A 25,133-nucleotide genomic window follows, 5' to 3' on the forward strand; every position below is an offset into this window, starting at 1 on the left:
GCTGCACACCAGCCCGTCTGCGTGACGCGGCTCAGACGAGTGGCGCGTAGATGTCGATCGAGTTGCCGTCGGGGTCGAGCACGGTGGAGTAGCGCTGTCCCCAGGGGGCGTCCCAGGGCTCGGCGTGGCCGCGGTGGCCTGCGGCGATCACCCGAGCATAGGCCTCGTCGACCTCGGCGGGGGAGTCGGCCTGCACCGCGAGCGCGATCCGGTTCTCACCCGTCGGCAGCGTGAAGCCCGCGTCGAAGCTCTGAATCGTCGAAACGGGATCCCACGCCAGCCTCATGCCGCCGGGGAGCTCCACCTCGACGTGAGGCGCATCGTCCTGATCCGTGGGAGTGTTGATCCCGAGGAGTCGGTAGAACGCGAGCGAGGCCGAGAGGTCGGCCGTCACGATACCGATGAAGTCGAACTTGAGCGCCATGTGCCCAAACTACACGACCGGCTGGCGCAGGATCGTGCGCTGCTTCTCGGGCGCGACGCGGCGGAAGTCGCTGAGGTAGATCTCGTGGTGCTTGCCTGCCAGCGTCAGCCCCTGGCCCGGAATGAACTCACCGTGCATCCGATCGAGCACCGGTCCCTCGTCGTCGAAGGAGCCGACGTGCAGCGTCTGCACGCAGAGCCCCTCGGCGAGCTCCTCGAACCGCACCTCGTCGAGGCGGGGCGCACCGCCCTTCGCGCGCACCTGCGCGACTGCAGCGGCGCACGCCGCACCGTCGAGCCACTCGGGCACCATGAGCATGAGCGTCCACTCCCACGCGGACGTGTCGCGCGCCGAGGTGAACGCCGTCATGTCGTCGGCCCACCACAGCCCCTCGAGGGGCGGCACGACGTAGTCCCGACCGAGTGCGCGCTTGCTCGCGAACTTCATCGCGTAGGCCAGCGGGTAGAGCGACTCCACGGACTCTGCGAACTCCGGCGAGCTGTTCGGATCGCCGTGACCGTCGAGCATCAGGTACCGCATCGGGGGCACGTCGACGACGCGGAACTCGCCGCGTCGGGCCCGGTAGGCGTCGAGCTCCTTCTTGAGGTCGATCTTGGTTCCCGCCGTGCCGTCCATGCGGTCAGTGTATGCGGAAGCGCCGGACGTTCCCGCGCTTCGGGCCCGCGCCCGTGACGAGTCGTTAGAGAAGCAGGTACCCGTAGCGCTCGGCGATCGTATCGATCACCCCGGTGAGCTCCTCGCGGTCGAGCTCGAGCAGGGCGAGGGGGTGCCGGGGGAGCGCGTCGGCAGTCGGCGCCCAGAGCGCGGCGATCCGGGCCGCGGGCACGACCGACGATGATGCGAGCACGCCGTCGATCTCAGGGTAGGCCGCGCGGATCGCACGCGCCCACTCGCGCGACCGTTCGCGGTCGCCCGAGGCGATGGCCGCGTTGCCGCCCGCCACCGCGACCCAGTCGCTGTCGCTCAGATCGAGCAGGCGGAGCGGGCGTACGGTCTCGAACACGGCGAGGGTCGGCGATCCCGCCCGACGGCGGATGATGCGATGCTGCTGGAACACCTCGAGCAGACAGGCGGCGAGCGCGGTCGTGAGCACCGCATCGTCATTCTCGCCGGCCCCAGCTCCCTCGAGCACGGTGTACATGACCCCGCATCCGGGATGCTCGCCCGTCGGCTCGGGATGCGGGTCGAAGCGCGCGTCGAGCGGGCCGAACTCGCGGAATTCGAACCACTCGACGGCGTGCGCGCCACCCGCGCGGAAGATCCGGGCGTGCAGCGTGCCGGCCGCTGTCTCCCGCACCCACCGGGGATCCTCCGCGAGGTCGGGGAAGCGCGCCGGATCGGGCGGGGGCAGGGTCTCGCTCACGGCAGGCGGTTGAGCGCGTCGTCGACCGCCGCAGCCGCGGTCGCAGGATCCCCGCCCTGCGCGAGCCACTCGAGCGGCGCGAGCGATTCGCCGTCGACCCGCAGCCGCGGCGCGGGGGAGGTGAGCACGCGCTCCGTCAGCAGCAGCGGGGTGCCCGGAGGTATCGCCTGCGCCACCGCGGACCAGCCGCGGGGCTCGCGCCCGTCGGGGAACTGGAAGCGCGGAAGGCGCCAGCCCTCGCTGCGGCGCTGCGCGAGGAGCGTGCCCGCGGTGCAGCGCTGGCGCACGCGGGCGGCCGTCACCCCGAGCATGTCGGCGGCCTCGGAGACGGTGCAGGACTGCTGCTCCGCCTGCCGCTCCCAGAGGCGGCCCCGGGTCGTCGCGGGCAGCGCCGTCGGCGCCTGCAGCGCGGCCTCGCCCACACCCAGGCGATCGAGCACCGACACCTCGGTGCTCGTGAGGCCCCGGGTCCCGGCGTGTTGGTGGGCCACGATCCCGGCGAGCATCTCCTCTGCCACATCGAGGCCGTCGCCCTCGATCTGGGTGACGAGAGCGAGCAGACGATCCCGGGCCACCCGGTCTCGGGCGACCCGCGGGGCAGCGGCACCACTGCCGGGGAGCTGTGCGATCGACATCTCAACACCTTTCGAGTACTTGCGTCAATAGTACCCGAAAGCACGCCTCCCGGAAAGTGCGCCACCCGCGAAACTCGTCGTAGATATGTTCGAATAGCCCGTCGGGCGACGTAGAATGGGCGAGTGACTTCCACGCCCGCCCACCCCAGTCCCGCCCCCATCCGCTCGTCGGCCTCGCACGCGCACATCAGCGTCAGAGGCGCACGCGTCCACAACCTTCAGAACCTCGATCTCAGCATCCCCCGCGACTCCATGGTGGTCTTCACGGGACTCTCGGGCAGCGGCAAGTCGAGCCTCGCGTTCGACACGATCTTCGCCGAGGGGCAGCGGCGCTACGTCGAGAGCCTGAGCGCATACGCGAGGCAGTTCCTCGGCCAGGTCGATCGGCCCGACGTCGACTTCATCGAGGGGCTCAGCCCCGCGGTCTCGATCGACCAGAAGTCGACCAACCGCAATCCGCGAAGCACGGTGGGCACGATCACCGAGATCTACGACTACATGCGTCTGCTGTGGGCGCGCGTCGGCATCCCGCACTGCGCGGTGTGCGGCGAGCGCATCGAGTCGCAGACCGTGCAGCAGATCGCCGATCGCCTCATGGATCTCCCGGAGCGCACCCGCTACCAGGTGCTGGCCCCGGTCGTCAGCAAGAAGAAGGGCGAGTTCGTCGACCTCTTCCAGGATCTCGCGGCGAGCGGGTACTCCCGTGCGCTCGTAGACGGCGAGATGGTGCAGTTGTCGGACCCGCCGAAGCTGAAGAAGCAGATCAAGCACGACATCTCGGTGGTTGTGGATCGCCTCGTCGCCGGTCCCGATGTGCTCGGCCGCCTGACCGACTCGCTGGAGACCGCGCTGCGGCTCGCGGGCGGCATCGTGGGCATCGACTTCGTCGATCTCGACCCGAAGGCCGAGGAGCGCACGCGGGTGTTCTCCGAGAACCTCAGCTGCCCCAATCAGCACCCCGTCCAGCTGACGGAGATCGAGCCGCGCACCTTCTCGTTCAACGCGCCCTTCGGCGCGTGCCCCACCTGCTCCGGTCTGGGAACGAGCATGTCGGTGGACGAGGATCTCGTGCTCGGCGATCCCGAACTCTCCATCACGGAGGGCGTGATCGTGCCCTGGACCAGCCAGGGCAAGAGCCTCTACCAGTACTACGAGAAGCTGCTCACGGGCCTCGCGAACGACCTCGACTTCTCGCTCGACACGCCGTGGGAGAGGCTGAGCGCCGACGTGCAGCAGGCGGTGCTGTACGGCAACGACTTCAAGGTCAACGTGCGGTGGAAGAACCGCTTCGGCCGCGAGGTCAAGTACTCGAGCGGCTTCGAGGGCGTGATCCCGTTCATCGAGCGCCAGTACGCCGAGGCCGAGAGCGACGCGAAGCGCGATCGCTGGCAGGAGTTCCTGCGCGAGGTGCCCTGCCACACCTGCCACGGGCAGCGCCTCAAGCCCGAGGTGCTCGCGGTCACCGTCAACGGCGAATCGATCGCGGGCGTCACGGCGTTCAGCCTCACCGACGCCAAGCGCTTCTTCGACGAGGTCCGGCTCACGGAGCGCGAGGCGAGAATCGCCGCCCAGGTGCTGCGCGAGATCCGCCTGCGCTTCGACTTCCTCATCGAGGTCGGCCTCGGGTACCTCACCCTCGCCCGCGCGGCGGGCACGCTCAGCGGCGGCGAGGCGCAGCGGATCCGGCTCGCCACCCAGATCGGCTCCGGGCTGACCGGCGTGCTCTACGTGCTCGACGAGCCGAGCATCGGCCTGCACCAGCGGGACAACCGCCGACTGATCGAGACCCTGCTGAAGCTACGGGATCTCGGGAATACGCTGATCGTGGTGGAACACGACGAGGAGACGATCGAGGCCGCGGACTGGATCGTCGACATCGGCCCCGGCGCCGGCGTCGAGGGAGGCACCGTCGTGCACTCGGGGGAGTACGGCGAGCTGCTCGAGAACTCCCGCTCGATCACCGGCGACTACCTCGCCGGGCGGCGCAGCATCGAGACGCCGAAGAAGCGCCGCAAGCGCGACCGTAAGCGGGAACTCAAGGTCGTGGGCGCGCGCTCCAACAACCTCAAGGGCGTCGACGCGGTCTTCCCGCTCGGGGTGATGACCGCTGTCACCGGCGTCTCCGGGTCGGGCAAGTCGACGCTCGTCAACGACATCCTCTACCGCGTGCTCGCCAACCAGCTCAACGGCGCCCGTCTCGTGCCCGGCAAGCACACCCGTGTCACCGGCCTCGAGCACCTCGACAAGGTCGTGCACGTCGATCAGGCCCCGATCGGGCGCACTCCGAGGTCGAATCCGGCCACGTACACGGGTGTCTTCGACAAGATCCGCACGCTCTTCGCAGACACCCCGGAGGCCAAGACCCGCGGGTATCTGCCCGGTCGCTTCAGCTTCAACGTCAAGGGCGGCCGCTGCGAGGCATGCTCTGGCGACGGCACTCTGAAGATCGAGATGAACTTCCTGCCCGACGTCTACGTGGCCTGCGAGGCGTGCGGCGGCAAGCGCTACAACCGCGAGACTCTCCAGGTGCGGTACAAGGGGAAGAACATCTCTGAGGTGCTCGAGATGCCGATCGCCGAGGCGGAGGAGTTCTTCCGCCCGATCTCCTCGATCCACCGATACATGAAGACGCTCGTCGATGTGGGTCTCGGCTATGTGCGTCTGGGGCAGAGCGCCACCACTCTCTCGGGCGGCGAGGCTCAGCGCGTGAAGCTGGCCACCGAGCTGCAGAAGCGCTCGAATGGCCGCAGCATCTACGTGCTCGACGAGCCCACCACGGGCCTGCACTTCGAGGACGTGCGCAAGCTGCTGCTCGTGCTGAACGGCCTGGTCGACAAGGGCAACACCGTGATCACGATCGAGCACAACCTCGACGTGATCCGCAGTGCCGACTGGATCATCGATCTCGGGCCCGAGGGCGGATCCGGCGGCGGCACCATCCTCGCCGAGGGCACCCCGGAGCAGCTGGCCAAGCATCCGGAGAGCCATACGGGGCGCTTTCTCGGGGAGGTGCTCGAGGGGTGGGCTGCGAAGTCCGCACGAGCGGTCCGGCGCGAGCACGCGCAGCGGGAGTCGGCTTGAGCCCAGACGACCACCGCCTCTCGTTCCGCCCGGCACAGGGCGAGATCCCGACGAGTCCGGGGGTCTACCGCTTCAGCGATCGGCACGGTCGGGTGCTCTACATCGGCAAGGCGAAGAACCTGCGAGCCCGGCTGGCCAACTACTTCCAGCCGATCCACTCGCTCATGCCGCGCACCCGCACCATGCTGTCGCTCGCGGCCCAGCTCGATTGGACGGTGGTCGCTACCGACACCGAGTCGCTCGTGCTCGAGCACACCTGGATCACGGAGTTCAAGCCGCCCTTCAACGTGCAGTTCAAGGACGACAAGACCTACCCGTACCTGGCGGTGACCCTGCGTGAGGAGGCGCCGCGTCTCATCATCACCCGCAACGAGAAGATCCGCGGCGCGAGGTACTTCGGACCGTACCCCAAGGTCTGGGCCCTGCGCGAGACCACGGCGCTGCTGCACCAGGCGTTCCCCATCCGCACCTGCAACGACGCCGACTACCGGCGCGCCATGCAGAGCGGACGGCCCTGTCTCGCCGGCCAGATCGGCCGCTGCAGCGGCCCCTGCTCGCAGAAGCTCACCATCGAGCAGCACCGCGCGCGCGTGGACGAGCTGGTCTCGTTCCTGGGCGGAGGCGATCGCTCGCACCTCAAGCGGCTGCAGCGGGCGATGCGCGACGCCGCCGGCGACCAGCGCTATGAGGACGCAGCGCGGCTGCGCGACCAGGTGCAGGCCGTCGAGCACGTGATGGAGAAGAACGCCGTGGTGCTCGGGCTCGACGTCTCGCTCGACGTCTTCGGCCTGCGCGCCGACGAACTCGCGGCATCGGCCCACCAATTCATCATCCGCGGCGGACGGATCCGGGGCGAGCGCAGCTGGATCGTCGATGTCGAGCTCGACGACTCGCCGGGCACGCTCCTGGAACAGGTGATCCAATCTGCGTACGAGGGGGAACGGGAGCCGCCGCCCGAGATCCTCGTGCCCCAGCTGCCGGAGAACGCACCGCAGCTGGAAGAGGCTCTGAGCGCCCACCGCCCCCGCCGAGGTCGCGTGCGCCTGCGCGTGCCCGAGCGCGGCGACAAGGTCCAGCTCATGGAGCGGGCGGTGCTCAACGCCGGCGAACACCTGATCCGCCACAAGCTCAAGCGCGCGGCGGACCTAACGGCACGCACCGACGCCCTCGCCGAGCTGCAGCGCGCGCTCGGCATGGACGAGCCGCCGCTGCGCATCGAGTGCATCGACGTCTCGCATCTGCAGGGCACGGGCGTCGTCGCCTCTCTCGTCGTGTTCGAGGACGCACTGCCGGCGAAAGGGGCCTACCGCAAGTACCGCATCGAGCAGACGCGCGACGACACCGACTCGATCCACCAGGTCGTCTCGCGCCGGGCGGCGCAGCTCGTCAACGCGCGCGAAAGCGACGAGGCGCCGAACGGCATCTACCGCGATCGCCCGCAGCTCATCATCGTCGACGGAGGCGAGCCGCAGGTGCGCGCCGCGGCCCGCGCCCTCGACGAAGCGGGGATCACCGACATCGCGCTCTGCGGGATCGCGAAGCGGCTCGAGGAGATCTGGCTGCCGGGGGATCCCTTCCCGGTCATCCTGCCGCGCACGAGCGAGGCGCTGTTCCTCGTGCAGCGCGTGCGCGACGAGGCGCACCGATTCGCCATCGCGTTCCAGCGCCAGCGCCGCAGCACCTCCATCGCGAGCCGACTCTCCGAGATCCCCGGCCTCGGACCGAAACGCGTGCAGGGCCTCCTCAAGCACTTCGGCTCGGTGGCCCGGCTGCGCACCGCGTCGCCGGAGGAACTCGCCGCGGCGCCCGGGCTGGGACCGAAGCTCGCCGAGCAGGTGCGTGCCCATCTCGAGACAGAACCGGCACCGGCGGCTGCGGCTAAGCTTGAGACGGCACGAGAATCGACGCGGGATCGGGAGGATCGGGAATGAACGAGCAGGCATCCGGGCAGGAGATCCTCATCGTCACCGGCATGTCCGGGGCCGGGCGCAGCACGGTGGCGAACACGCTCGAGGACCTCGGCTGGTACGTCGTCGACAATCTGCCGCTGTCGATGCTGAAGACGCTGGCCGACATGGCCGACCGATCCGGGGGAGCCCTGCCCCGGATCGTAGCGGTCGTCGACGTGCGCGGCCGGGATCTCACCGGCGAGATCCAGGAGACCGTACTGGAACTGCGCGGCAACGCGACGGTGCGCATCGTGTTCCTGGACGCCACCGACGAGATCCTCGTGCGCCGCTACGAGTCCGTACGTCGACCGCATCCGCTGCAGGGCGAAGCCGGCAGCCTGCTCGAGGGGATCCGTCTGGAGCGCGAACGGTTGCAGGAACTGCGCGCGTCCAGCGATGTCGTGATCGACACCTCGCGCTACAACGTGCACGATCTCTCGACCGCCACTCGGGATCTCTTCTCCGACGACAACACGCCCGGGCTGCAGCTCTCGGTGGTCAGCTTCGGCTTCAAGTACGGCGCGCCGACCGACGTCGACCTCATGGTCGACATGCGCTTCCTGCCGAACCCGTTCTGGGTCCCGGAGTTGCGGCCCCTGACCGGGGTCGATCCCGAGGTGAAGGACTACGTGATGAGCCGCGACGGGGCGGCGGAATTCCTCGACCACTACGTCGCGGCACTGACTCCGGTGCTCGCGGGATTCCAGCGCGAGAACAAACGTCATGCCTCTCTCGCGGTAGGATGCACCGGCGGCAAACACCGCTCGGTCGCGACCGCCCGCGAGCTCGCAGACCGTCTCGCCGGGTTGCCCGGCGTCAGCGTCAGCCTGCGTCACCGCGACCTCGGTCGCGAGTGATCCGGGCGTCGTCATTCACAGCTGCGCGCTCTCACGCCCTACTCCGAAAGGATTCCATTCGTGCTGTCGACCCCCGAGGTGAAGAGTGAACTCGTGCGTTTCCCGGTGCAGCGCACCGGCGAACGGGTTGCCGAGGTCGCGACGATCCTCCGTCTCGCCGGCGGGCTGCACACCATCTCGGGCCGCATCGCGCTCGAGGCGGAACTGCACACCCCGCAGATCGTGCAGCGCGTGCGCAAGGACCTCGCTGAGCTCTACGGTGTGCGGTCTGAGGCGAAGCAGCTGCCGCCCTCGAGCACGCGGCCCGGCGCGCCGCAGTTCCTCGTGCGCGTGCTCGACGGGGAGACCCTGGCGCGACAGCTCGGCCTCCTCGACCAGCGTCGGCGGCAGATCCGCGGGCTGCCGAATCGGCTGACCACCGGGGCCCAGGCCGAACTCGCCGCCGTCTGGCGGGGGGCCTTCCTCGCGCGCGGCGGCATCACGACGCCCGGCCGCTCCGCGGGGCTCGAGCTGCTCTGCCCCACGAGCGAGGTCGCGATGGCGCTCGTCGGCGCCGCGAGCCGGCTCGGGGTCGAGGCCAAGAGCCGCGAGATCCGCGGCCAGAACAAGGTCATGGTGCGCGATAGCGAGGCGATCGGTGAGATGCTCGGCGCCATGGGCGCGGACCAGGCGCGCTCCAGCTGGGAGGAGCTGCGCCGCGCGCGCGAGACGCGCGCCACCGCGAACCGGCTCGTCAACTTCGACGACGCGAATCTGCGCCGCTCCGCGCAGGCCTCCGTCGCCGCCTGCGCGCGTGTGGAACGCGCGCTGGAGATCCTCGGCGACGAGGTCCCGGAGCATCTCCGATATGCAGGCCACCTGCGCCTGGCGCACCGCGAGGCCAGCCTCGACGATCTCGGTGCGCGCGCCGATCCGCCGCTCACCAAGGACGCGATCGCGGGGCGCATCCGGCGATTGCTCGCCATGGCAGACAAGGAGGCCGAGGCGCGCGGCGTTCCCGGCACCGAGGCGAGCCTGCCTGAGGAGCTGGACTCCCTCTAGCCCACCGACCGGTCCACGGTCAAGGCCCCGCGTTCTCCGACGATTCCCCGTCGAGAGCCATAGACTGGAGCCGACAACTGATGAACGAGAGATTGGAGCGCCGCATGGCCGCCTACTCACTTCCCGAACTTCCCTATGATTACGCTGCTCTCGAGCCGCACATCAGCGGCAAGATCATGCAGTTGCACCATGACAAGCACCATCAGGCCTACGTGACCGGTGCCAACACCGCGCTCGAGCAGCTCGCGGAGGCCCGCGAGACCGAGAACTTCGCGAACATCAACAAGCTCGAGAAGGATCTGGCCTTCCACCTCGGCGGTCACACGAACCACACGATCTTCTGGAACAACCTGTCGCCCGAGGGCGGCGGGGAGCCTGAGGGCGAACTCGCCGAGGCGATCAAAGATCAGTTCGGCTCGTTCGCCAAGTTCCAGGCGCAGTTCGCGGCGGTTGCGAACGGCATCCAGGGATCGGGCTGGTCGGTGCTCGCATGGGACACGATCGGCCAGCGCCTCTCGATCTTCCAGCTGTTCGATCAGCAGGCCAACGTGCCGCTCGGCCAGACGCCGCTGCTCATGCTCGACATGTGGGAGCACGCCTTCTACCTCGACTACCTCAACGTGAAGGCCGACTACGTCAAGGCGTTCTGGAACATCGCGAACTGGCAGGACGTGGCGCAGCGCTTCGAGAACGCTCGGTCGCAGACCCCCGGCCTGATCTGACCCGCATACCCGAGGAGCCCGCCCCACCCATGCGCACCATCGAATCCCTGGGATCGCTGCGCTCTCGGACGGTCATCGTCCGCTGCGATCTCAACGTCCCGCTCACCGACGGCGTCATCACCGACGACGGCCGCATCAGGGCATCGCTCACCACCATCCGCGAGCTGCGCGCAGCCGGCGCCCGGGTGGTGCTCATCAGCCACCTGGGCCGCCCGAAGGGCGCTCCGGAGGCGCGGTATTCGCTGCGGCCCGTGGCGGTGCGCATGGGGGAGCTGCTCGGGGCCCCCGTCGGGTTCGTCGAGGAGACCGTGGGGGCGGAAGCCTCGGCGGCCGTCGGCGCGCTCGGCGAGGGGGACGTCGTGCTGCTCGAGAACCTGCGCTTCAACCCGGGCGAGACGAGCGCTGACGAGCAGGATCGCCGCGCGTTCGCCGAGCGGCTCGCCGCCCTCGGCGATGCGTTCGTCTCGGACGGATTCGGCGTGGTGCACCGTCGCCAGGCGAGCGTCACCGAGCTCGCGCAGCTGCTTCCGAGTGCGGCCGGGCGCCTGGTCGCCGCAGAACTCGAAGTGCTGCAGCGGCTCACCGAGCGTCCCGAGCGCCCGTACACGGTCGTGCTCGGCGGATCGAAGGTATCCGACAAGCTCGGTGTCATCTCCCACTTGATCGAGCGGGTGGACACGCTGCTGATCGGCGGCGGCATGCTCTTCACCTTCCTCGCGGCCCAGGGGCACGGTGTCGCCTCCAGCCTGCTCGAGGCCGACCAGCTCGACACGGTGCGCGGATACCTGGCCGACGCCGAGAAGCGCGGCGTGCGCATCGTGCTGCCGATCGACGTGGTCGTGGCCGAGGCGTTCGCCGCCGATGCCGACCACGCGGTGGTCCCGGCCGACGCCATCGAGTCCTCCCGGTTCGGAGCCGCCGGGATCGGCCTCGACATCGGACCCGCCTCCGCGCAGGCGTTCGCCGAGGTGATCGCCGAGTCCTCGACCGTGTTCTGGAACGGCCCCATGGGCGTGTTCGAGATGGACGCGTTCGCCAACGGCACCCGAACCCTCGCCCAGGCACTCACCGAGACCGACGGCTTCACCGTCGTCGGCGGCGGAGACTCGGCTGCGGCCGTGCGCGCGCTCGGTTTCGACGACGATCAGTTCGGCCATATTTCGACGGGCGGCGGTGCGAGCCTCGAGTTCCTCGAGGGCAAGCAGCTCCCCGGACTGGAGGTACTCGCGTGAACGATCAGGACCACGCGGCGCCCGAGGCGACCGGCCCGGCGATCCGCGAGCCCCTGCCGCAGACGCCCCGCACCCCGCTCATCGCGGGCAACTGGAAGATGCACCTGGACCATCTCCAGGCCATCGCTCTCGTGCAGAAGCTCGCCTGGAGCCTGAAGGATGCGCGGCACGACTACCGGCAGACGGAGGTGGCGGTGTTCCCGCCGTTCACCGACCTGCGATCGGTGCAGACCCTGCTCGCGGCCGACAAGCTGTCGCTGGAGCTCGGTGCGCAGGACGTGTCGCCTCACGAGTCGGGAGCGTACACCGGCGACGTCTCTGCCGCGATGCTCGCGAAGCTCGAGGTGACTTACACGCTCGTCGGTCACTCCGAGCGGCGCCAGGGCCACGGCGAGAGCGATGATGTCGTCGGTCGGAAAGCCCTCGCGGCCCATCGCGCAGGGATGGTGCCGATGATCTGCGTCGGGGAGACCGCAGAGGATCTCGAGGAGCACGGTGCCGCGGCGATCCCGCTCGCGCAGCTCGGCGCCGCCATCGCGGAGCTCCCCGCCGACGCCGACTTCGTCGTCGCGTATGAGCCGGTCTGGGCGATCGGCAGCGGTCAGGCAGCGACACCGGAGCAGGCCGAGCAGGTCGCCCGTGCGTTGCGCGAGCAACTGCGGGATCTTCGCGATGACGCCCGCGCCGCGGCGACGCGGATCCTCTACGGCGGTTCGGTCTCGAGTCAGAACGTGGCGGGCTTCCTGCGGCAGCCGAACGTCGACGGCGCGCTCGTCGGCGGCGCGAGCCTCCAGGCCGACGAGTTCTCCCGCATCGTCCAGTTCGAGAAGCACGTGACCGCGGCATAGCGCGGACCGCTCCGCACGACGTCGGCCGTCTGCGGGGTGCGGCGATCCTGCAGTCGATGCGCAGCCGTGCCCGATATACTGAACGATGGACTTCCACGCCCTCGACCCCTGAAAGGTGAACCGCGTGCTCATCCTCAAGATCGCACTGATCGTGATCCTCGTGATCACGAGCTTGCTGCTCACCCTCTTCATCCTGCTGCACAAGGGTCGAGGCGGCGGCCTCTCGGACATGTTCGGCGGCGGTGTGACCTCGAGCCTGGGCTCGTCGGGTGTCGCTGAACGCAACCTGAATCGCATTACGATCGTCGTCTCGCTGGTGTGGGTCACGTCGATCGTGGGCCTGGGGCTCATCGCCCGCTTCTCGGTGGTCTGAACCCGCTCACCCTCCACATCGCGCCCGCGGGACGCCTCGCGGGCGCGCAGCATCGTCAGAAAGGTATCCATGGCCGGCAGCAACGCCATCCGTGGTGCGCGCGTCGGATCCGGCCCCATGGGGGAGAAGGATCACGGAGCGCGTGCCGATCGCATCCAGATCTCGTACTGGGACGCCCTGGGCAACGAGACGGTCCGCTACTTCGCGGCCGATGTCGCCGCAGAGGAGATCCCCGAGCAGATCGACTCTCCCACCACCGGTCTGCCCGCCGGGCGCGACCGGGAGAATCCGCCGCTGCTCCCGAAGAACGAGCCGTACAAGACGCATCTCGCCTATGTCAAGGAGCGCCGCACGCCTGAAGAGGCTGACGAGCTCCTCGAGAATGCGCTCCAGAAGCTCCGCGAGCGTCGCGGCACCGCCCGCAAGTCGGCGTAGCGGCTGACCGCCGCATCAAGAGGGCCGGGATCCCCGTTGGAGTCCCGGCCCTCTTGCCGTCCGCGGGTGCGGTTCCCCTCGACGGCGTCTGGAGGGCGCTCGTGGGCTTGGGACTGTGCTAGATTATTCATGGGAATTCAAAACTGGGGAGAGTGTCTACAGCAAAGGAACCCCCGTAAATATCATGTTTTCCTATAATCAGCCCGTGCGCCAGCGAGCGGGTGCTCGGCTCGTTATTCTGACCCTCATCTCCGTCCTGCTCGCGGGAGCGGGACTTGCGACATCGAGCGCTCCGGCATTCGCCGCCGGAGCGCCGTGCAAGACAACGAAGGTGTACAGCGGTGGGAGGCTCTTCAAGGAGCAGACCGTGTGCTATTCGACCCCTGTGATCGATCACACTGGCTTTAAAACCGGTTACACTGACTCGGTGTACAACGGCCTGAGCAAGGCCATCTCCGCCAAATGCGAAGCCACCACGTCTACGACAGTTACACGATCCCTCAGCTTGAGCGCGAGCGCAGAGGCGTCCGCTTGGATCTTCGCGAGGGTGTCTGCGAGCGTCTCAGGTGGCGTGTCGAAAAGCCTGAGTTCCGGATACAGCACGAGCGCAACGTTCTCGGTGTCACCCAAGAAGACCGTCTCGTGTACACGTGGGATCGTCACCAAGGGTTTCTACACCAAGAAGTCCGTTACGACTAAGTCCTACACGTACCAGGGCAAGAAGCTCCATCGGGTCTCGACTTCGAAGTCACCGGTAGTCACTGTGCGCGGATCGGGTCCCAACATGGCGCAGTGGAAGATCAAATGAAGGCACGGGCGCATCCGTTGAGCGTGGTCGCTCTCGCTGGAGTGATGTGGACGACGATCGGCTGTACTGCCGAACCGCAGCAACCCACGGGCACTCTCGTCGTCGAGGACAATGCGGCCGGGTCGTTCGCCTCCAGTGAAGCCTGGCGGTTGCCCATGGTGTCCGGCGATCATCAGATCGGTCGGATCGATTCCGCGTCCCCGGAGAACACGGTCCTCTCGTTCGCCGAACTTCGGGGGAACCGCTTCGTGACATATGCCACCTGCGATGAGGGATCGTATCTGCGGATCGAGGTCGCGGCGACAGGGGATATCGGGGAGACGGTCCGGGAGATCGAGTGCGACGGTACCATCTTCCGCCATACCGTCGTATTCGATCCCGATCTTGTCTCACCCGCTCAGTTGAAGGTGACGGGCTCGGGTGACTGGGCGGTCTCCCTCGCGTGGCAGGAGGAATCGGGAGATGATGCGAGTGGCTAGCCGCCGCGTGTTCCCGGCGTGCCTCATGCTCTCCAGGAGTTGGGCCGGAGCAGTCGCGCTGATACTCGCTGCTCTGCTGTTCTCGGCGTGCACGCCCGTCAGAGAACAGCCCACGGACGAAGCGATGAACTCACCGCTCTCGCCGTACTGGAGCGCTATCGGCGACTATTCACTCGGTGATGCCATCGTTATTGACGAGGCAGCGGCGGCCGAGGCAGATACCCCGGCGTATGGGGACTTAGTCGCGGAATGCATGAAGGAGCAGGGGTTCGACTACTGGCCCGAGCCCGTCGAAGACGCCCCGGGGGAGTTCGACGACGAGGAGTTCACAGTCGAACGAGCGGCGCAGCAGGGTTACGGCATCGTTCCACCGTATCGGGAGTTCGAGTACCAGCCGGTGACGGAGGAGACCGCGATCACCGACCCGAACCAGTACTACACCTCGAAGATGTCGGCGTCGATGTTCGCCGCCTACTCGGAGGCGCTCTTCGGGGCGGACTGGGACGGTATCGATCCCGAAGACGCGGAATACGACTGGCGCGAAGGAGGTTGCGACGCCGCGGCGAGGCACGAGATCGAGAGTGCTGGAGTCGTCTCAGAAGAAACCGGAGAAGACGGTGGAGCAAGCATCGAGGCGACCCCGTACGACGATCTCATCGAGCTCATGAACATCATTCCTGAGGAAGTCGAGTCCTCAGCGAGTTGGCGCCGGGTGCTCGGGGAGTGGTCGGACTGCATGGCGGAAAGGGGACACGTGTTCGACACGTGGGAGCACGCCGGCGACTCGATATTCGAGGAGTATGACGAGCTGATGGCCGCCACGCAACCGGGGGCGACCTCCCTGGAGGACACCGTATTCCTCGAAGACGGCCAGGACTGGCTGCCCGACAAGGCGAAGTACGAGGCGCTCTACGAGCAGGAGCGGACCATCGCCGTCGCCGATATCGAGTGCAGACAGGAGGTCGACATCGAAGCGGCGACCGATCGGATCATCGGTGAACTCGAGCAGGAATTCGTCGACCGGCATCGAGATCGGCTCGACGAGATGAAGCGCTGGTTCGAGGCGCACCCGTCGATCGGGCAGTAGCGTCGTCACCGCACGAGGGCCGTTCCGTCCTCGGGAGGCCGCCCCCTCGCGCGCCCGACTACAGCGCCGCGAGGAACTCGTCGAGCGAGGAGTCGTTCGGGCCGGCGAGCGCGAGCACGAGCACCGGTCGCCCGCGCTCACGGAGCACGTCGCGGTCGCCGCGCGCCTGGGCCGCGATGAGCGCCCCGAAGCTGCTCTCTCCTCCGGGGATCATGAGGTCGCGATCGGCCACCTCGATGACCTGCAGGAACGCTCCGAGCGCGGGCCCGCCCTTGTGGAGCTGTCCGACAGAGTGCAGGTATGACGGGCCGAAGCCGAGCGCCACCGGAACCCCGAGAGCGGCGGCGAGCCGTTCCCGCAGACGACGCAGTGCGGCTGCGCAGCGGCCCGCGGGATCCACGTAGGCCTGGATCGCCAGGTAGCCGCCCCTCGGCACCGCCCCGCGCACTTGCTCCGCGAGGCGCACCGGCGCCGGGGGATCGACACTCGTGCCGCGTTCTTCCGACGGCGCACCGAGCGCCGCGCGCGCTGCGACCTTCGCGGCCTCGACATCGGGCTGATCGAACGGGTCGATGCCCATGATCCGTCCGAGGGCCGCAGTGGCGACCTCCCACGTGAGGATCTGGGCTCCGAGCGCCCCCGCCGTCGCCAGCTCCCAGTCTCCGTCGGAGGAGGGGAGATCGGCGCCGGTGCGCACGCGCAGCGTGTTGTCGGGCGGCGTCGCGAACTCGGCCGACGATACCGGAAGAGCGATCGGCAGCACGCCGCGCCCCTCCTTGCCCGTGGACTCGGCGACGAGCTGCTCGATCCAGGCGCCGAACCCCCAGTCCGACCCGTCGACCTCCGAGACCGCGAGCACGAACCGCTCGGGGAGTCCCGCCGAGATCGCCGCGGCGAGGCGCAGCGCCGGGTTCTCCGTCGTGTCGCTCGCGAGCGACGCGCGCACGCGCTGCGCATCGGCCACCAGCGTGCGGAGGTCGGCGCCGGCGAGCCCGGCGGGAACGAGGCCGAAGGCCGTCAACGCCGAGAACCGCCCTCCGACGTGGGGATCCGCGGTGAACACGCGCCGGCCCGCAGCGCGCGACTCCCCGTCGAGAGGCGACCCCGGGTCGGTCACGATCACGATGCGATCGGCCGGGTCGATCCCCGCACCGCGGAACGCCTCCGTGAACGCTGCCAGATGGCTGCGGGTCTCGATCGTGCTGCCGGACTTCGAACTCACGACGACGGCTGTGCGCGCGAGCGCCTCCGGATCCAGTACCCGTCGAACGGCATCGGGGTGGGTCGAGTCGATCATGGTGAGTTCCACACCGGCCCAGCGGGTGATGACCGCGGGGGCCAGGCTCGACCCGCCCATGCCGCACAGCACGAAGCGGTCGACGCCCTGGGACAGGAGTTCGGCGCGCAGCCCGTCGATCCGCGGGATCAGCTGCTCCGCGGTCCGGATGAAGTCGGTCCAGCCGAGTCGGATCGCGGCCTCGGGCTCGGCGGGGCGACCCCACAGTGCGGCGTCCCGCTCGAAGATCCGGCCGGCCACCCGTTCCGATACGAGCCGCTGCAACGGCTCGTCGAAACTCGCGATCCCCGATCCGATGCTCAGCTGAACGCTCATGCCTAACCCGCCTTCCGCAGCTCCCGCTCCACCGTGCCGTAGAGTTCGTCCCAGGACGCGTCGAACTTCTGCAGTCCCTCCAGCTCGAGCTTCTCGGTGACCTCGACGTAGTCGATGCCCTGAGCGGCGATGGCGTTGAGCAGCTGGTTCGATTCCAGGTACTCGGAGGTCACCGTATCCCCGCGCACCTCGCCGTGATCCGCGAACGCGCGCAGCGTCGCCTCGGGCATCGTGTTCACCGCGCCCGGCGCGACGAGCTCGGCCACATAGAGGGTGTCGGGCAGCGCCGGATCCTTGACTCCCGTCGATGCCCACAGCGGGCGCTGGGGATTGGCTCCGAGATCGAGCAGAAGCCGGGCGCGCTCGGTGGCGAAGGACTGCTCGAAGACCTCGTAGGCGAGGCGGGCGTTGGCCACGCCGGACTGCCCCTTCAGCGCGAGCGCCTCGTCGGTGCCGATCGCGTTCAGACGGCCGTCGATCTCGCTGTCCACGCGGGAGACGAAGAACGAGGCCACCGAGTGGATGCCCGCCACATCGACACCGGCCGCGCGCGCCCGCTCGAGACCCGTCAGATAGGCGTTGATCACCTGCCGGTATCGCTCGAGGCTGAAGATCAGCGTCACGTTCACGCTGATCCCGGCAGCGATGGTCTCCGTGATGGCTTCGAGGCCCTCGACCGTCGCGGGGATCTTGATCATCGCGTTCGGCCGGTCGACTTTCGCCCACAGCTCGCGCGCCTGTGCCACCGTGCCTGCGGTGTCGCGGGCGAGACCCGGCTCCACCTCGATGGAGACCCGACCATCGCGGCCGCCGGTGTCGGCGTACACCTCCGCGAACACGTCGCACGCATCGGCGACGTCGGCAGTGGTGAGCTCGACGATCGTGTCCGAGACGCCCAGCCCTCGAGTCGCGCAGGCCGCGATCCGCTCGGCATAGCCCGCGCCGCCGGCGATCGCCCCGGCGAAGATCGTGGGGTTCGTCGTGACCCCGACGACGTCGTGGCTCTCGATCAGCGCGCCCAGCTCGCCGCTCTCGATGCGGCTGCGGGAGAGATCGTCGAGCCAGATGCTCACGCCTGCGCGGCTCAGGTGCTGGGTCGATGCGCTCATCGTGCGGCCTCCACTGCTGCAATGCTCTCGCGCGCCGCGGCGACCACGGCGTCGGTCGTGATCCCGAACTCCCGGAACAGCGTCTGGTAGTCGGCGGATGCTCCGAAGTGCTCGATCGAGACCGAGCGGCCGCGGTCGCCCACGTAGCGCTCCCAGCCGAGCGCGAGGCCCGCTTCGACGCTCACGCGCGCGGCGACCGAGGTCGGCAGCACGCTCTCGCGGTACGCGTCGCTCTGCTCGGCGAACCACTCCAGGCACGGGGCCGACACGACGCGCGCGCCGATGCCGTCGGCCGCGAGGCGCTCCCGCGCCTCGACGGCGAGCTGCACCTCCGAACCGGTGCCGATGAGGAGCACGTCGACCTTCCCCGTCGGGGAGTCGGCGAGCACGTACGCCCCCTTCCGCACCCCCTCCGCCGAGGTGCCCTCGAGCACCGGCACGTTCTGCCGAGTCAGGGCGAGACCGGTGGGGCCGGCGTGACGCGAGAGCACTTCGTGCCAGGCCGCCGACACCTCGTTGGCGTCGGCCGGCCGCACCATCGCGAGATTCGGGATCGCGCGCAGCGTAGCGAGCTGCTCGATGGGCTGATGCGTGGGGCCGTCCTCGCCGAGCGCGACCGAGTCGTGGGTCCACACGAAGATGCTGGGCACGTTCATGAGCGCGGCGAGGCGGACGGCCGGGCGCATGTAGTCGCTGAAGATGAGGAAGGTGCCGCCGTAGGAGCGGGTCTTCCCATGAAGCTGGATCCCGTTGAGGATCGCACCCATCGCGTGCTCGCGAATGCCGAAGTGCAGCACCCGGCCGTAGGGGTCTCCCGTCCAGCTGGTCGTGGAATGCCCGGCGGGCACGAACGACGGCACCCCGGGGATCGTGGTGTTGTTGGAGCCGGCGAGGTCGGCCGAGCCGCCCCACAGCTCGGGCATGATCGGCCCCAGCGCGGCCAGCACCTTTCCGCTCGCCGCGCGGGTGGCGATGCTCTCGCCGGGCTCGAACGAGGGGAGCGCCTCCTGAGCGCCCTCGGGCAGCTGCTGCGCCTCCACACGGTCGAACAGCGCCTTGCGCTCGGGATTGGCCGCTGCCCAGGCGTCGAACGACCGCTGCCACTCGGCGCGCGTCTCGGCGCCCCGCTGCACGGCCTTGCGGGAGTGCTCGAGCACCTCGGGCGCGATCGCGAAGTGCTCCTCGGGATCGAAGCCGAGCGCGGTCTTCAGCCCCGCGAGCTCCTCGGCGCCGAGCTTGGCGCCGTGGATGCCACCCGTGTTCTGCTTGCCGGGGGAGGGCCAGCCGATGATCGTCTTGAGAATGATGAGGCTGGGCTTCGCGGTCTCGGCCTGCGCGGCCTCGATCGCGCGGTGCAGCTCGTGGAGGTCCTCGACGTACTCGCCGGTCTTCTTCCAGTCGACCTCGAGCACCTGCCAGCCGTACGACTCGTAGCGCTGCGCCACATCCTCCGAGAAGGAGATGTCGGTGTCGTCCTCGATGGAGATCTGGTTGGAGTCGTAGATCGCGATCAGGTTGCCGAGTTCCTGGTGACCCGCGAGGCTCGACGCCTCGGAGGTGACGCCCTCCTGCAGGTCGCCGTCGCCCGCGACGACGTAGACGAAGTGGTCGAAGGGGCTCGTGCCGAGCGCCGCCTCGGGGTCGAACAGGCCGCGCTCGTAGCGGGCGGCGTAGGCGAAGCCCACGGCCGAGGCGAGGCCCTGGCCGAGTGGACCCGTGGTGATCTCGACGCCGTCGGTGTGCCCGTACTCCGGGTGACCCGGCGTCTTCGAGCCCCACGTGCGCAGCGCCCGCAGGTCGTCGAGCTCGAGCCCGTATCCGCCGAGGTAGAGCTGCACGTACTGCGTCAGCGAGGAGTGCCCCACCGAGAGGATGAATCGATCCCGGCCGATCCACTTCGGGTCGGCCGGGTCGTGCCGCATGACCCGCTGATGCAGCAGATACGACACCGGCGCGAGGCTGATCGCCGTGCCCGGGTGTCCGTTGCCGACCTTCTCCACCGCATCCGCGGCCAGGACGCGGGCGGTGTCGACCGCCCGATCGTCGAGTTCATCCCACTGCAGTTCGTTTCCCAAGTCTCACCTTTCCGAGTGCAGGAACGGGCGCATTCGCGCTCACCGCATCAATCCTACTGGCTGCTCCCGCGACGCGGGCGGGTATCATGGGTGCTGATGTCCACGCAGATCCCCACCCAGTCCCGGACCGCGGCGACCCCTCCGCGTCGCACGCTCGGTCGCACCGTCAAGAATTATGTGGCGCTGACCAAGCCGCGCGTCATGGAGCTGCTGCTCGTGGTCACCGTGCCGGCCATGATCCTTGCCGCGGGCGGGCTTCCGAATCTCTGGCTGGTGCTCGCGACGCTGATCGGCGGTGCGATGAGCGCCGGCTCCGCCGGGTCGTTCAACTGCTACATCGACCGCGACATGGATCGCAAGATGAAGCGCACCGAGAACCGACCGCTCGTCACCGGCGAGATCTCCGATCGCAACGCCCTCGTCTTCTCCTGGGTGCTCGGTGTGCTCTCTGTGGCGTGGCTGCTGCTCACCACGAACTGGCTCGCCGCCGCGCTCTCCGCGGCCGCCATCTTCTTCTACGTCGTCATCTACACCCTTCTGCTCAAGCGCCACAGCGAGCAGAACATCATCTGGGGCGGGATCGCCGGCTGCTTCCCGGTGCTCATCGGCTGGGCCGCCGTCACGGGCGACCTCGCCTGGCCCGCGTGGATCTTCTTCCTGATCATCTTCCTGTGGACTCCCGCCCACTACTGGCCGCTCTCGATGCGCTATCGCGACGATTACGCGGCCGCCGGCGTCCCCATGCTGGGCGTCGTCCGGGGGCGCGTCACGGTGGGGCTGCAGGTCATCCTCTACACCTGGGCCACTGTCGCCTCGAGCCTCCTGCTGATCCCGGTCGCGCCGATGGGATGGGTCTACACGGTGGTCGCGCTGGCCGCCGGTGCCCACTTCATCATCGAGGCGCACCGGCTCTACGGCAGCGCGATTCGGGGTCGAGAGGGCAAGCCCATGCGGGTCTTCCACGGCTCCATCACCTACCTCTCCCTCCTCTCGCTCGCCATCGCGATCGATCCGCTGCTCCCGTTCTGAGTCGGGGCCGCTGTTCCGAGTCGGGGCCGCCGTTCTGAGTCGGGGCTGCCGTTCCGAGTCGGGGCCGCCGTTCCGAGTCGGGGCCGCCCGGGCGATAGGGTGGCCGCATGGCCGACGCGTACACCCATGGACACCACGCGAGCGTGCTGCGCTCGCACACCTGGCGCACCGCCGAGAACTCTGCTGCGTACCTCCTTCCCCGGCTGCGTCCGGGCGCCAAGGTCCTCGACATCGGCGCGGGGCCGGGCACCATCACCGCGGACTTCGCCCGGCTCGTCGCTCCGGGCCGGGTCGTGGGCGTCGACGCGTCCGCAGAGGTCGTGCAGAAGGCAGCGACCGACGCGGCACCGCTCGGCCTGGAGAATCTCAGCTTCGCGACCGGCGACGCCTACGCGCTCGACATCGCCGACCGCAGCTTCGACGTGGTGCACGCCCACCAGGTGCTCCAGCACGTCGCCGATCCGGTCAGGATGCTCGGCGAGATGCGACGGGTGACCGCTCCAGGGGGTGCCGTGGCCGCGAGAGACGTCGACTACGAGGGCGTCATCTGGTCACCGGGCTCGCCCGAGCTCGCAGACTGGCTCGCGCTGTACCTGCAGGTCCACCGGGGCGTCAGCGGAGAGCCGGCCGCCGGCCGGCACCTCAAGGCCTGGGCGCGGCGCGCAGGGCTCACGGACGTCACCTGTTCGGCCTCTCTCTGGCTGTTCGAATCCGACGAGGATCGCGCCTGGTGGGGCGGAATGTGGGAGGAGCGCGCCGTGGCGTCCGCATTCGCCGACAACGCCATCCGCCTCGGGCTCGCCGACCGGGATCGTCTGGAGCGGATCTCGGCGGGGTGGCGGCGATGGGCGGATGACCCGGACGGCTGGCTGCTCATGCCGCACGCGGAGATCGTCGCCACCGTCGGCTGAGCCGCCCGTGGGCTGCGCACGGGGCTGCAGTGGGCGGACGTGCGGTGCGCCGGGGTGCGGGCACTCCTCGACCGGCGGCGCTACGCTGAGAGGATGAGCAGCAACGCGCACGAGATCCGCCCCAGCACCGCCGTCGTCGCACTCGGCCGCCCGGATCCCGAGCCCGATGGGCCACTCAATCCGCCGATCGTGCTCAGCTCGACCTTCCGCGGCTCGCGCGCCCCCGAACCGGGGGAGCGGGTGTACGCCCGCTACGCGAATCCGAGCTGGGAGCCCCTCGAAGCGGCGATCGCGGCACTCGAGGAGAGCGAGACACCGGGGCTGGCCTTCGCCTCCGGGATGGCGGCCGTGTCTGCCGCCCTGTCGCTCGTACCGATCGGGGGCACGGCCGTCGTGCCGAGCGCCTCGTACAACGGAACCATCGGGCTCGCGCGCGATCTCGCTGCGGAGGGCGCCCTGCGGCTGCGCGAGATCGATCCGCTCGACCTCGACGCTGCCACGGCCGCCCTGGACGGGGCCGACCTCCTCTGGCTCGAGTCGCCCACGAACCCCATGCTCGACATCGTCGACGTGCCAGCGCTGGCCGCGGCGGCCCGAGCGCGCGGCGTGCTCGTCGTGGTCGACAACACGTTCAGCACTCCGCTGCGCCAACGTCCGCTCGCGGTCGGCGCCGACGCGGTGGTGCACTCCGCGACGAAGTTCATCGCCGGCCACTCAGATGTGCTCCTGGGACTCGTCGTGACGCGGGATCCCGAGCTGCGGGAGCGGCTCGCGAAGCGGCGCACCTTGCACGGCGGCATCCCCGGTCCGTTCGAGGCCTGGCTCGCGCTCCGCGGGCTGCGCACGATGGCGCTGCGCCTCGACCGCGCGGAGGAAACCGCCGGCGAGCTCGCCCGGCGCCTCGCCCGGCATCCGGCGGTCTCCCGCGTGCGCTATCCGGGCCTGCCGCACGATCCCGGCCACGATCGGGCCCGGGCGCAGCTCGACGGATTCGGAGCCGTGGTGTCGATCGAGCTCGCCGGAGGAGCTGTCGCCGCCGAGTCGTTCGTCGACGCGCTCGACCTCTTCACACCGGCGACGAGTCTGGGCGGTGTCGAATCGCTCGTCGAGCGTCGTCGCAGGCATGCCGCCGAGCCCGTGGAGGTGCCCGAGTCGCTGGTGCGCCTGAGCATCGGGATCGAGCACGTCGAGGACCTGTGGTCGGATCTCGAGCAGGGGTTGGCCGGGATGGGCTCGGCGGGGGCGTCTGGCGCGCCCGCGCACACGACACCGAGTGGCGAATATCCCGCCTGATTCGCTGTCCGAACGAGCAGTTCAGCCACGCGACGGAACTCGCGGTGCTCGGCTGCCCGATCTGCCCGGTGCTCGAGAGCCTGCTCGATGAGCGGTCGGAGCGCGACACGGAAGCCGCGGTTTCCTACCGGAGAGCGAGAAGCAACTCCGTCATTCGCAATGCGCCGGACCCGGCGCCGAGGCGCCCCGACGGCCGCGCGGCGCCTCTCCGACCAGGCCGAGCACCACGGCGACGAGCACCGCGCCCGCTCCGATGGCGCTCGCGGCGTAGAGCGGGAGTTCGAGTGCGAAGGCCGCGTCGGCGTCCCAGCCGACGAACGTGTCGCCGACCGAGTTGAGGTTGCCGAATGATGCGAAGAAGTACGCCGGAGCGCCCGCCGCGAGAATGCTGCCGAAGAGCAGGAGCACCGCCCACCCCGGTTGCTGCTCGCGGGCGAACAGGGCCAGGACGCCCCAGCCGAGTGCGAGCAGGATTCCGAACGCCGCGAACCCGATTCCTGCCCAGACTCCGTAGGGCTGACCGGCGGCGTTCATCGCGGCCACCGCCTGTTCCAGGGGCAGCTCGCTCGCGGCGGCAACCGCCCAATCGTTCATGAGCAGCGCACCGAGGATCGAGTACGCGACCAACCCGGCGACGCCGAGCAGAACGAGGAGTGTCCGAGCACCCATCGGAACGGAGACGGTCAGCGGGTGGCGCCGGCCGGGGCCGCGGCGGCCGCGGCGGCTGGGCGCTTCAGCCGCAGCACCACGACGGTCATCGCGGCGGCGGTGAGTGACGCGAGCACCATGTGCACGCCGACGGCGAACGGGGGCAATCCGCTGCGCGCCTGGAACACTCCGACGCCGATCTGCACGAGCAGGGCCGCCAGCAGCGCGATGGACCAGCGCAGCGTCCGCAGCCGTCGCACCCCCGACCAGCCCACGAGCGCCAGCACGAGCGCGAGGGAGATGTATCCCGGCCAGGCGTGGACATGGCTGAGCACCGTGGCGTCGAAGCCGTCGCGTACCACGTCGGCGTCGCCCGAGTGTGGGCCGGCGCCGGTGGTGAGCACACCGAAGAGAACGGTGAGCGCCATGAAGAGCGTGGTCACGTGCGTCAGGATCGCGAAGCCCCGCGGCACGTCTACGCGCCGCGGCAGCGGGTCCTCGAACATGCGCACGAGGTACGCCGCCGTCACGCACACGAGCACGAGCGACACGGTGTAGTGGAAACCGACGAGATTGGCGTTGAGGTGGAACCAGACGACGAACGCGCCGACGAGCGCCTGCAGCACGACGAGCCCCAGCACGACCGCGGAGATCACGAGGAGATCGCTGCGCCGGGCGCGGATGCGCCAGCTCAGCACCAGCACGAGAATTCCGGCGACCAGCAGGGGCCCCGAGATCGTGCGGTTGGCGAACTCGATGATCCCGTGAATGCCGAGCTCCGGCGTGGGCACGAGCGAACCGGGCGTGCACACCGGCCAGTCCGTGCAGCCGAGCCCCGAGCCGGTGAGGCGCACCGTTCCGCCCGTTGCGATGATCGTCACGTTCAGCACGAAGGACGCCCACGCCGAGATCTGCAGGAGCCGGGAGGGCCCGGATCGGGTGCCGCGGCCCCGACCTGCGACGGGTGCGGCTGCGGCGGAAGCGGGCGCGGCGGACACGGGTACTCCTCTCGACGGCCCCCCGGTTTGCGCGCCCTGTGGCGCGTCCCTCCCGTTTTCATCGGGAAGCTGTAGAATGGGAAGCTGTGGTTGCGTGCGACGA

24 protein-coding genes are annotated in these 25,133 nt (G+C 69.2%); 14 read left to right on the forward strand and 10 right to left on the reverse strand.

Annotation, left to right across the window (positions count from 1 at the left end; genetic code table 11):
* Window positions 1–31 precede the first annotated feature (31 nt).
* The 4 genes from EVS81_RS00825 to EVS81_RS00840 all read right to left on the reverse strand — a co-directional run bounded on the left by EVS81_RS00825 (window position 32) and on the right by EVS81_RS00840 (window position 2,443).
* The gene (locus EVS81_RS00825; RefSeq protein WP_130108711.1) at window positions 32–424 is read right to left on the reverse strand and encodes a VOC family protein; all 393 of its coding nucleotides are present in this window, start codon (window positions 422–424) and stop codon (window positions 32–34) included.
* A 9-nt stretch (window positions 425–433) separates the two neighbouring features.
* Window positions 434–1,060, reverse strand: coding sequence for a GyrI-like domain-containing protein (locus tag EVS81_RS00830; RefSeq protein ID WP_130108712.1), 627 nt, complete (start codon window positions 1,058–1,060; stop codon window positions 434–436).
* Between the two features lie 64 nt (window positions 1,061–1,124).
* A complete protein-coding gene (locus EVS81_RS00835; protein ID WP_130108713.1) occupies window positions 1,125–1,808 on the reverse strand; it encodes an RES family NAD+ phosphorylase in 684 nt (227 codons plus the stop codon).
* Window positions 1,805–2,443 carry a helix-turn-helix domain-containing protein gene (locus tag EVS81_RS00840; RefSeq protein ID WP_130108714.1) on the reverse strand — a complete coding sequence of 213 codons (639 nt, stop codon included), beginning with the start codon at window positions 2,441–2,443 and terminating at the stop codon, window positions 1,805–1,807. The genes EVS81_RS00835 and EVS81_RS00840 overlap by 4 nt, the downstream gene beginning before the upstream one ends.
* 159 nt (window positions 2,444–2,602) lie before the next feature.
* Between EVS81_RS00840 and uvrA the strand changes: the two genes are divergently transcribed.
* The 9 genes from uvrA to EVS81_RS00885 all read left to right on the forward strand — a co-directional run bounded on the left by uvrA (window position 2,603) and on the right by EVS81_RS00885 (window position 12,981).
* Entirely contained in the window at window positions 2,603–5,524 is a 2,922-nt protein-coding gene (uvrA, locus tag EVS81_RS00845; protein WP_130111210.1) for an excinuclease ABC subunit UvrA, read from the forward strand.
* Window positions 5,521–7,455, forward strand: a complete 1,935-nt coding sequence (gene uvrC / locus EVS81_RS00850; protein ID WP_130108715.1) for an excinuclease ABC subunit UvrC — start codon at window positions 5,521–5,523, stop codon at window positions 7,453–7,455. Before uvrA ends, uvrC begins: the two co-directional genes overlap by 4 nt.
* Complete coding sequence (gene rapZ / locus EVS81_RS00855) at window positions 7,452–8,330, forward strand: RNase adapter RapZ (protein WP_130108716.1); 879 nt, start codon at window positions 7,452–7,454, stop codon at window positions 8,328–8,330. The genes uvrC and rapZ overlap by 4 nt, the downstream gene beginning before the upstream one ends.
* 60 nt (window positions 8,331–8,390) lie before the next feature.
* Window positions 8,391–9,371 (forward strand): DNA-binding protein WhiA, encoded by a 981-nt coding sequence (gene whiA / locus EVS81_RS00860; protein WP_130108717.1) that lies wholly within the window; start codon window positions 8,391–8,393, stop codon window positions 9,369–9,371.
* Window positions 9,372–9,475: 104 nt separating this feature from the next.
* Window positions 9,476–10,093: a superoxide dismutase gene (locus EVS81_RS00865; protein WP_130111211.1), complete on the forward strand. Its 618-nt coding sequence runs from the start codon at window positions 9,476–9,478 to the stop codon at window positions 10,091–10,093.
* A gap of 29 nt (window positions 10,094–10,122) precedes the next feature.
* Window positions 10,123–11,325, forward strand: coding sequence for a phosphoglycerate kinase (locus EVS81_RS00870; protein WP_130108718.1), 1,203 nt, complete (start codon window positions 10,123–10,125; stop codon window positions 11,323–11,325).
* 98 nt (window positions 11,326–11,423) lie between these two features.
* Window positions 11,424–12,173 carry a triose-phosphate isomerase gene (gene tpiA / locus EVS81_RS00875; protein ID WP_240740038.1) on the forward strand — a complete coding sequence of 250 codons (750 nt, stop codon included), beginning with the start codon at window positions 11,424–11,426 and terminating at the stop codon, window positions 12,171–12,173.
* Window positions 12,174–12,297: 124 nt separating this feature from the next.
* Window positions 12,298–12,546 carry a preprotein translocase subunit SecG gene (secG, locus tag EVS81_RS00880; protein WP_130108719.1) on the forward strand — a complete coding sequence of 83 codons (249 nt, stop codon included), beginning with the start codon at window positions 12,298–12,300 and terminating at the stop codon, window positions 12,544–12,546.
* Between the two features lie 69 nt (window positions 12,547–12,615).
* Window positions 12,616–12,981 carry an RNA polymerase-binding protein RbpA gene (locus EVS81_RS00885; RefSeq protein WP_130108720.1) on the forward strand — a complete coding sequence of 122 codons (366 nt, stop codon included), beginning with the start codon at window positions 12,616–12,618 and terminating at the stop codon, window positions 12,979–12,981.
* A gap of 414 nt (window positions 12,982–13,395) precedes the next feature.
* On the opposite strand, the gene EVS81_RS00890 is transcribed toward EVS81_RS00885, so the two are convergent.
* Complete coding sequence (locus tag EVS81_RS00890; protein ID WP_130108721.1) at window positions 13,396–13,644, reverse strand: hypothetical protein; 249 nt, start codon at window positions 13,642–13,644, stop codon at window positions 13,396–13,398.
* 141 nt (window positions 13,645–13,785) lie between these two features.
* Between EVS81_RS00890 and EVS81_RS00895 the strand changes: the two genes are divergently transcribed.
* Window positions 13,786–14,268, forward strand: a complete 483-nt coding sequence (locus EVS81_RS00895) for a hypothetical protein (protein WP_130108722.1) — start codon at window positions 13,786–13,788, stop codon at window positions 14,266–14,268.
* Between the two features lie 253 nt (window positions 14,269–14,521).
* Window positions 14,522–15,355, forward strand: a complete 834-nt coding sequence (locus EVS81_RS00900) for a hypothetical protein (RefSeq protein WP_165384161.1) — start codon at window positions 14,522–14,524, stop codon at window positions 15,353–15,355.
* Window positions 15,356–15,413: 58 nt separating this feature from the next.
* Here EVS81_RS00900 and EVS81_RS00905 read toward each other — a convergent pair whose 3' ends face one another.
* From EVS81_RS00905 to tkt, 3 genes are read right to left on the reverse strand one after another with little or no spacing between them, the layout of a single operon-like run.
* Complete coding sequence (locus EVS81_RS00905; protein WP_130108724.1) at window positions 15,414–16,967, reverse strand: glucose-6-phosphate isomerase; 1,554 nt, start codon at window positions 16,965–16,967, stop codon at window positions 15,414–15,416.
* Window positions 16,968–16,969: 2 nt separating this feature from the next.
* On the reverse strand, window positions 16,970–18,076 hold the full coding sequence (gene tal / locus EVS81_RS00910) for a transaldolase (protein ID WP_130108725.1): 1,107 nt from the start codon (window positions 18,074–18,076) through the stop codon (window positions 16,970–16,972).
* Window positions 18,073–20,151 (reverse strand): transketolase, encoded by a 2,079-nt coding sequence (gene tkt, locus EVS81_RS00915; RefSeq protein ID WP_130108726.1) that lies wholly within the window; start codon window positions 20,149–20,151, stop codon window positions 18,073–18,075. Before tkt ends, tal begins: the two co-directional genes overlap by 4 nt.
* 96 nt (window positions 20,152–20,247) lie before the next feature.
* Here tkt and EVS81_RS00920 point away from each other — a divergent pair, with 96 nt between their 5' ends.
* From EVS81_RS00920 to EVS81_RS00930, 3 genes are all read left to right on the forward strand, one after another.
* A complete protein-coding gene (locus EVS81_RS00920) occupies window positions 20,248–21,180 on the forward strand; it encodes a heme o synthase (protein WP_130108727.1) in 933 nt (310 codons plus the stop codon).
* A gap of 107 nt (window positions 21,181–21,287) precedes the next feature.
* Window positions 21,288–22,091 (forward strand): methyltransferase domain-containing protein, encoded by an 804-nt coding sequence (locus EVS81_RS00925; protein WP_130108728.1) that lies wholly within the window; start codon window positions 21,288–21,290, stop codon window positions 22,089–22,091.
* Window positions 22,092–22,184: 93 nt separating this feature from the next.
* A complete protein-coding gene (locus tag EVS81_RS00930; RefSeq protein ID WP_130108729.1) occupies window positions 22,185–23,384 on the forward strand; it encodes a trans-sulfuration enzyme family protein in 1,200 nt (399 codons plus the stop codon).
* A gap of 150 nt (window positions 23,385–23,534) precedes the next feature.
* On the opposite strand, the gene EVS81_RS00935 is transcribed toward EVS81_RS00930, so the two are convergent.
* Both EVS81_RS00935 and EVS81_RS00940 read right to left on the reverse strand, forming a co-directional pair.
* Window positions 23,535–24,053, reverse strand: coding sequence for a hypothetical protein (locus EVS81_RS00935; RefSeq protein WP_130108730.1), 519 nt, complete (start codon window positions 24,051–24,053; stop codon window positions 23,535–23,537).
* A 14-nt stretch (window positions 24,054–24,067) separates the two neighbouring features.
* Window positions 24,068–25,030 (reverse strand): COX15/CtaA family protein, encoded by a 963-nt coding sequence (locus EVS81_RS00940; protein WP_240739903.1) that lies wholly within the window; start codon window positions 25,028–25,030, stop codon window positions 24,068–24,070.
* Window positions 25,031–25,133 lie beyond the last annotated feature (103 nt).

Source organism: Leucobacter triazinivorans (genome assembly GCF_004208635.1).
Classification (GTDB): domain Bacteria; phylum Actinomycetota; class Actinomycetes; order Actinomycetales; family Microbacteriaceae; genus Leucobacter; species Leucobacter triazinivorans.

Bases quoted from the DNA above. Each gene is read 5' to 3' on its own strand.
- EVS81_RS00825 (WP_130108711.1), bottom strand. From the start codon at position 424: ATGGCGCTCAAGTTCGACTTCATCGGTATCGTGACGGCCGACCTCTCG.
- EVS81_RS00830 (WP_130108712.1), bottom strand. From the start codon at position 1,060: ATGGACGGCACGGCGGGAACCAAGATCGACCTCAAGAAGGAGCTCGAC.
- EVS81_RS00840 (WP_130108714.1), bottom strand. From the start codon at position 2,443: ATGTCGATCGCACAGCTCCCCGGCAGTGGTGCCGCTGCCCCGCGGGTC.
- rapZ (WP_130108716.1), top strand. From the start codon at position 7,452: ATGAACGAGCAGGCATCCGGGCAGGAGATCCTCATCGTCACCGGCATG.
- EVS81_RS00865 (WP_130111211.1), top strand. From the start codon at position 9,476: ATGGCCGCCTACTCACTTCCCGAACTTCCCTATGATTACGCTGCTCTC.
- EVS81_RS00870 (WP_130108718.1), top strand. From the start codon at position 10,123: ATGCGCACCATCGAATCCCTGGGATCGCTGCGCTCTCGGACGGTCATC.
- tpiA (WP_240740038.1), top strand. From the start codon at position 11,424: ATGCACCTGGACCATCTCCAGGCCATCGCTCTCGTGCAGAAGCTCGCC.
- EVS81_RS00885 (WP_130108720.1), top strand. From the start codon at position 12,616: ATGGCCGGCAGCAACGCCATCCGTGGTGCGCGCGTCGGATCCGGCCCC.
- EVS81_RS00895 (WP_130108722.1), top strand. From the start codon at position 13,786: ATGAAGGCACGGGCGCATCCGTTGAGCGTGGTCGCTCTCGCTGGAGTG.
- EVS81_RS00900 (WP_165384161.1), top strand. From the start codon at position 14,522: ATGAAGGAGCAGGGGTTCGACTACTGGCCCGAGCCCGTCGAAGACGCC.
- EVS81_RS00905 (WP_130108724.1), bottom strand. From the start codon at position 16,967: ATGAGCGTTCAGCTGAGCATCGGATCGGGGATCGCGAGTTTCGACGAG.
- tal (WP_130108725.1), bottom strand. From the start codon at position 18,076: ATGAGCGCATCGACCCAGCACCTGAGCCGCGCAGGCGTGAGCATCTGG.
- EVS81_RS00920 (WP_130108727.1), top strand. From the start codon at position 20,248: ATGTCCACGCAGATCCCCACCCAGTCCCGGACCGCGGCGACCCCTCCG.
- EVS81_RS00925 (WP_130108728.1), top strand. From the start codon at position 21,288: ATGGCCGACGCGTACACCCATGGACACCACGCGAGCGTGCTGCGCTCG.
- EVS81_RS00930 (WP_130108729.1), top strand. From the start codon at position 22,185: ATGAGCAGCAACGCGCACGAGATCCGCCCCAGCACCGCCGTCGTCGCA.
- EVS81_RS00935 (WP_130108730.1), bottom strand. From the start codon at position 24,053: ATGGGTGCTCGGACACTCCTCGTTCTGCTCGGCGTCGCCGGGTTGGTC.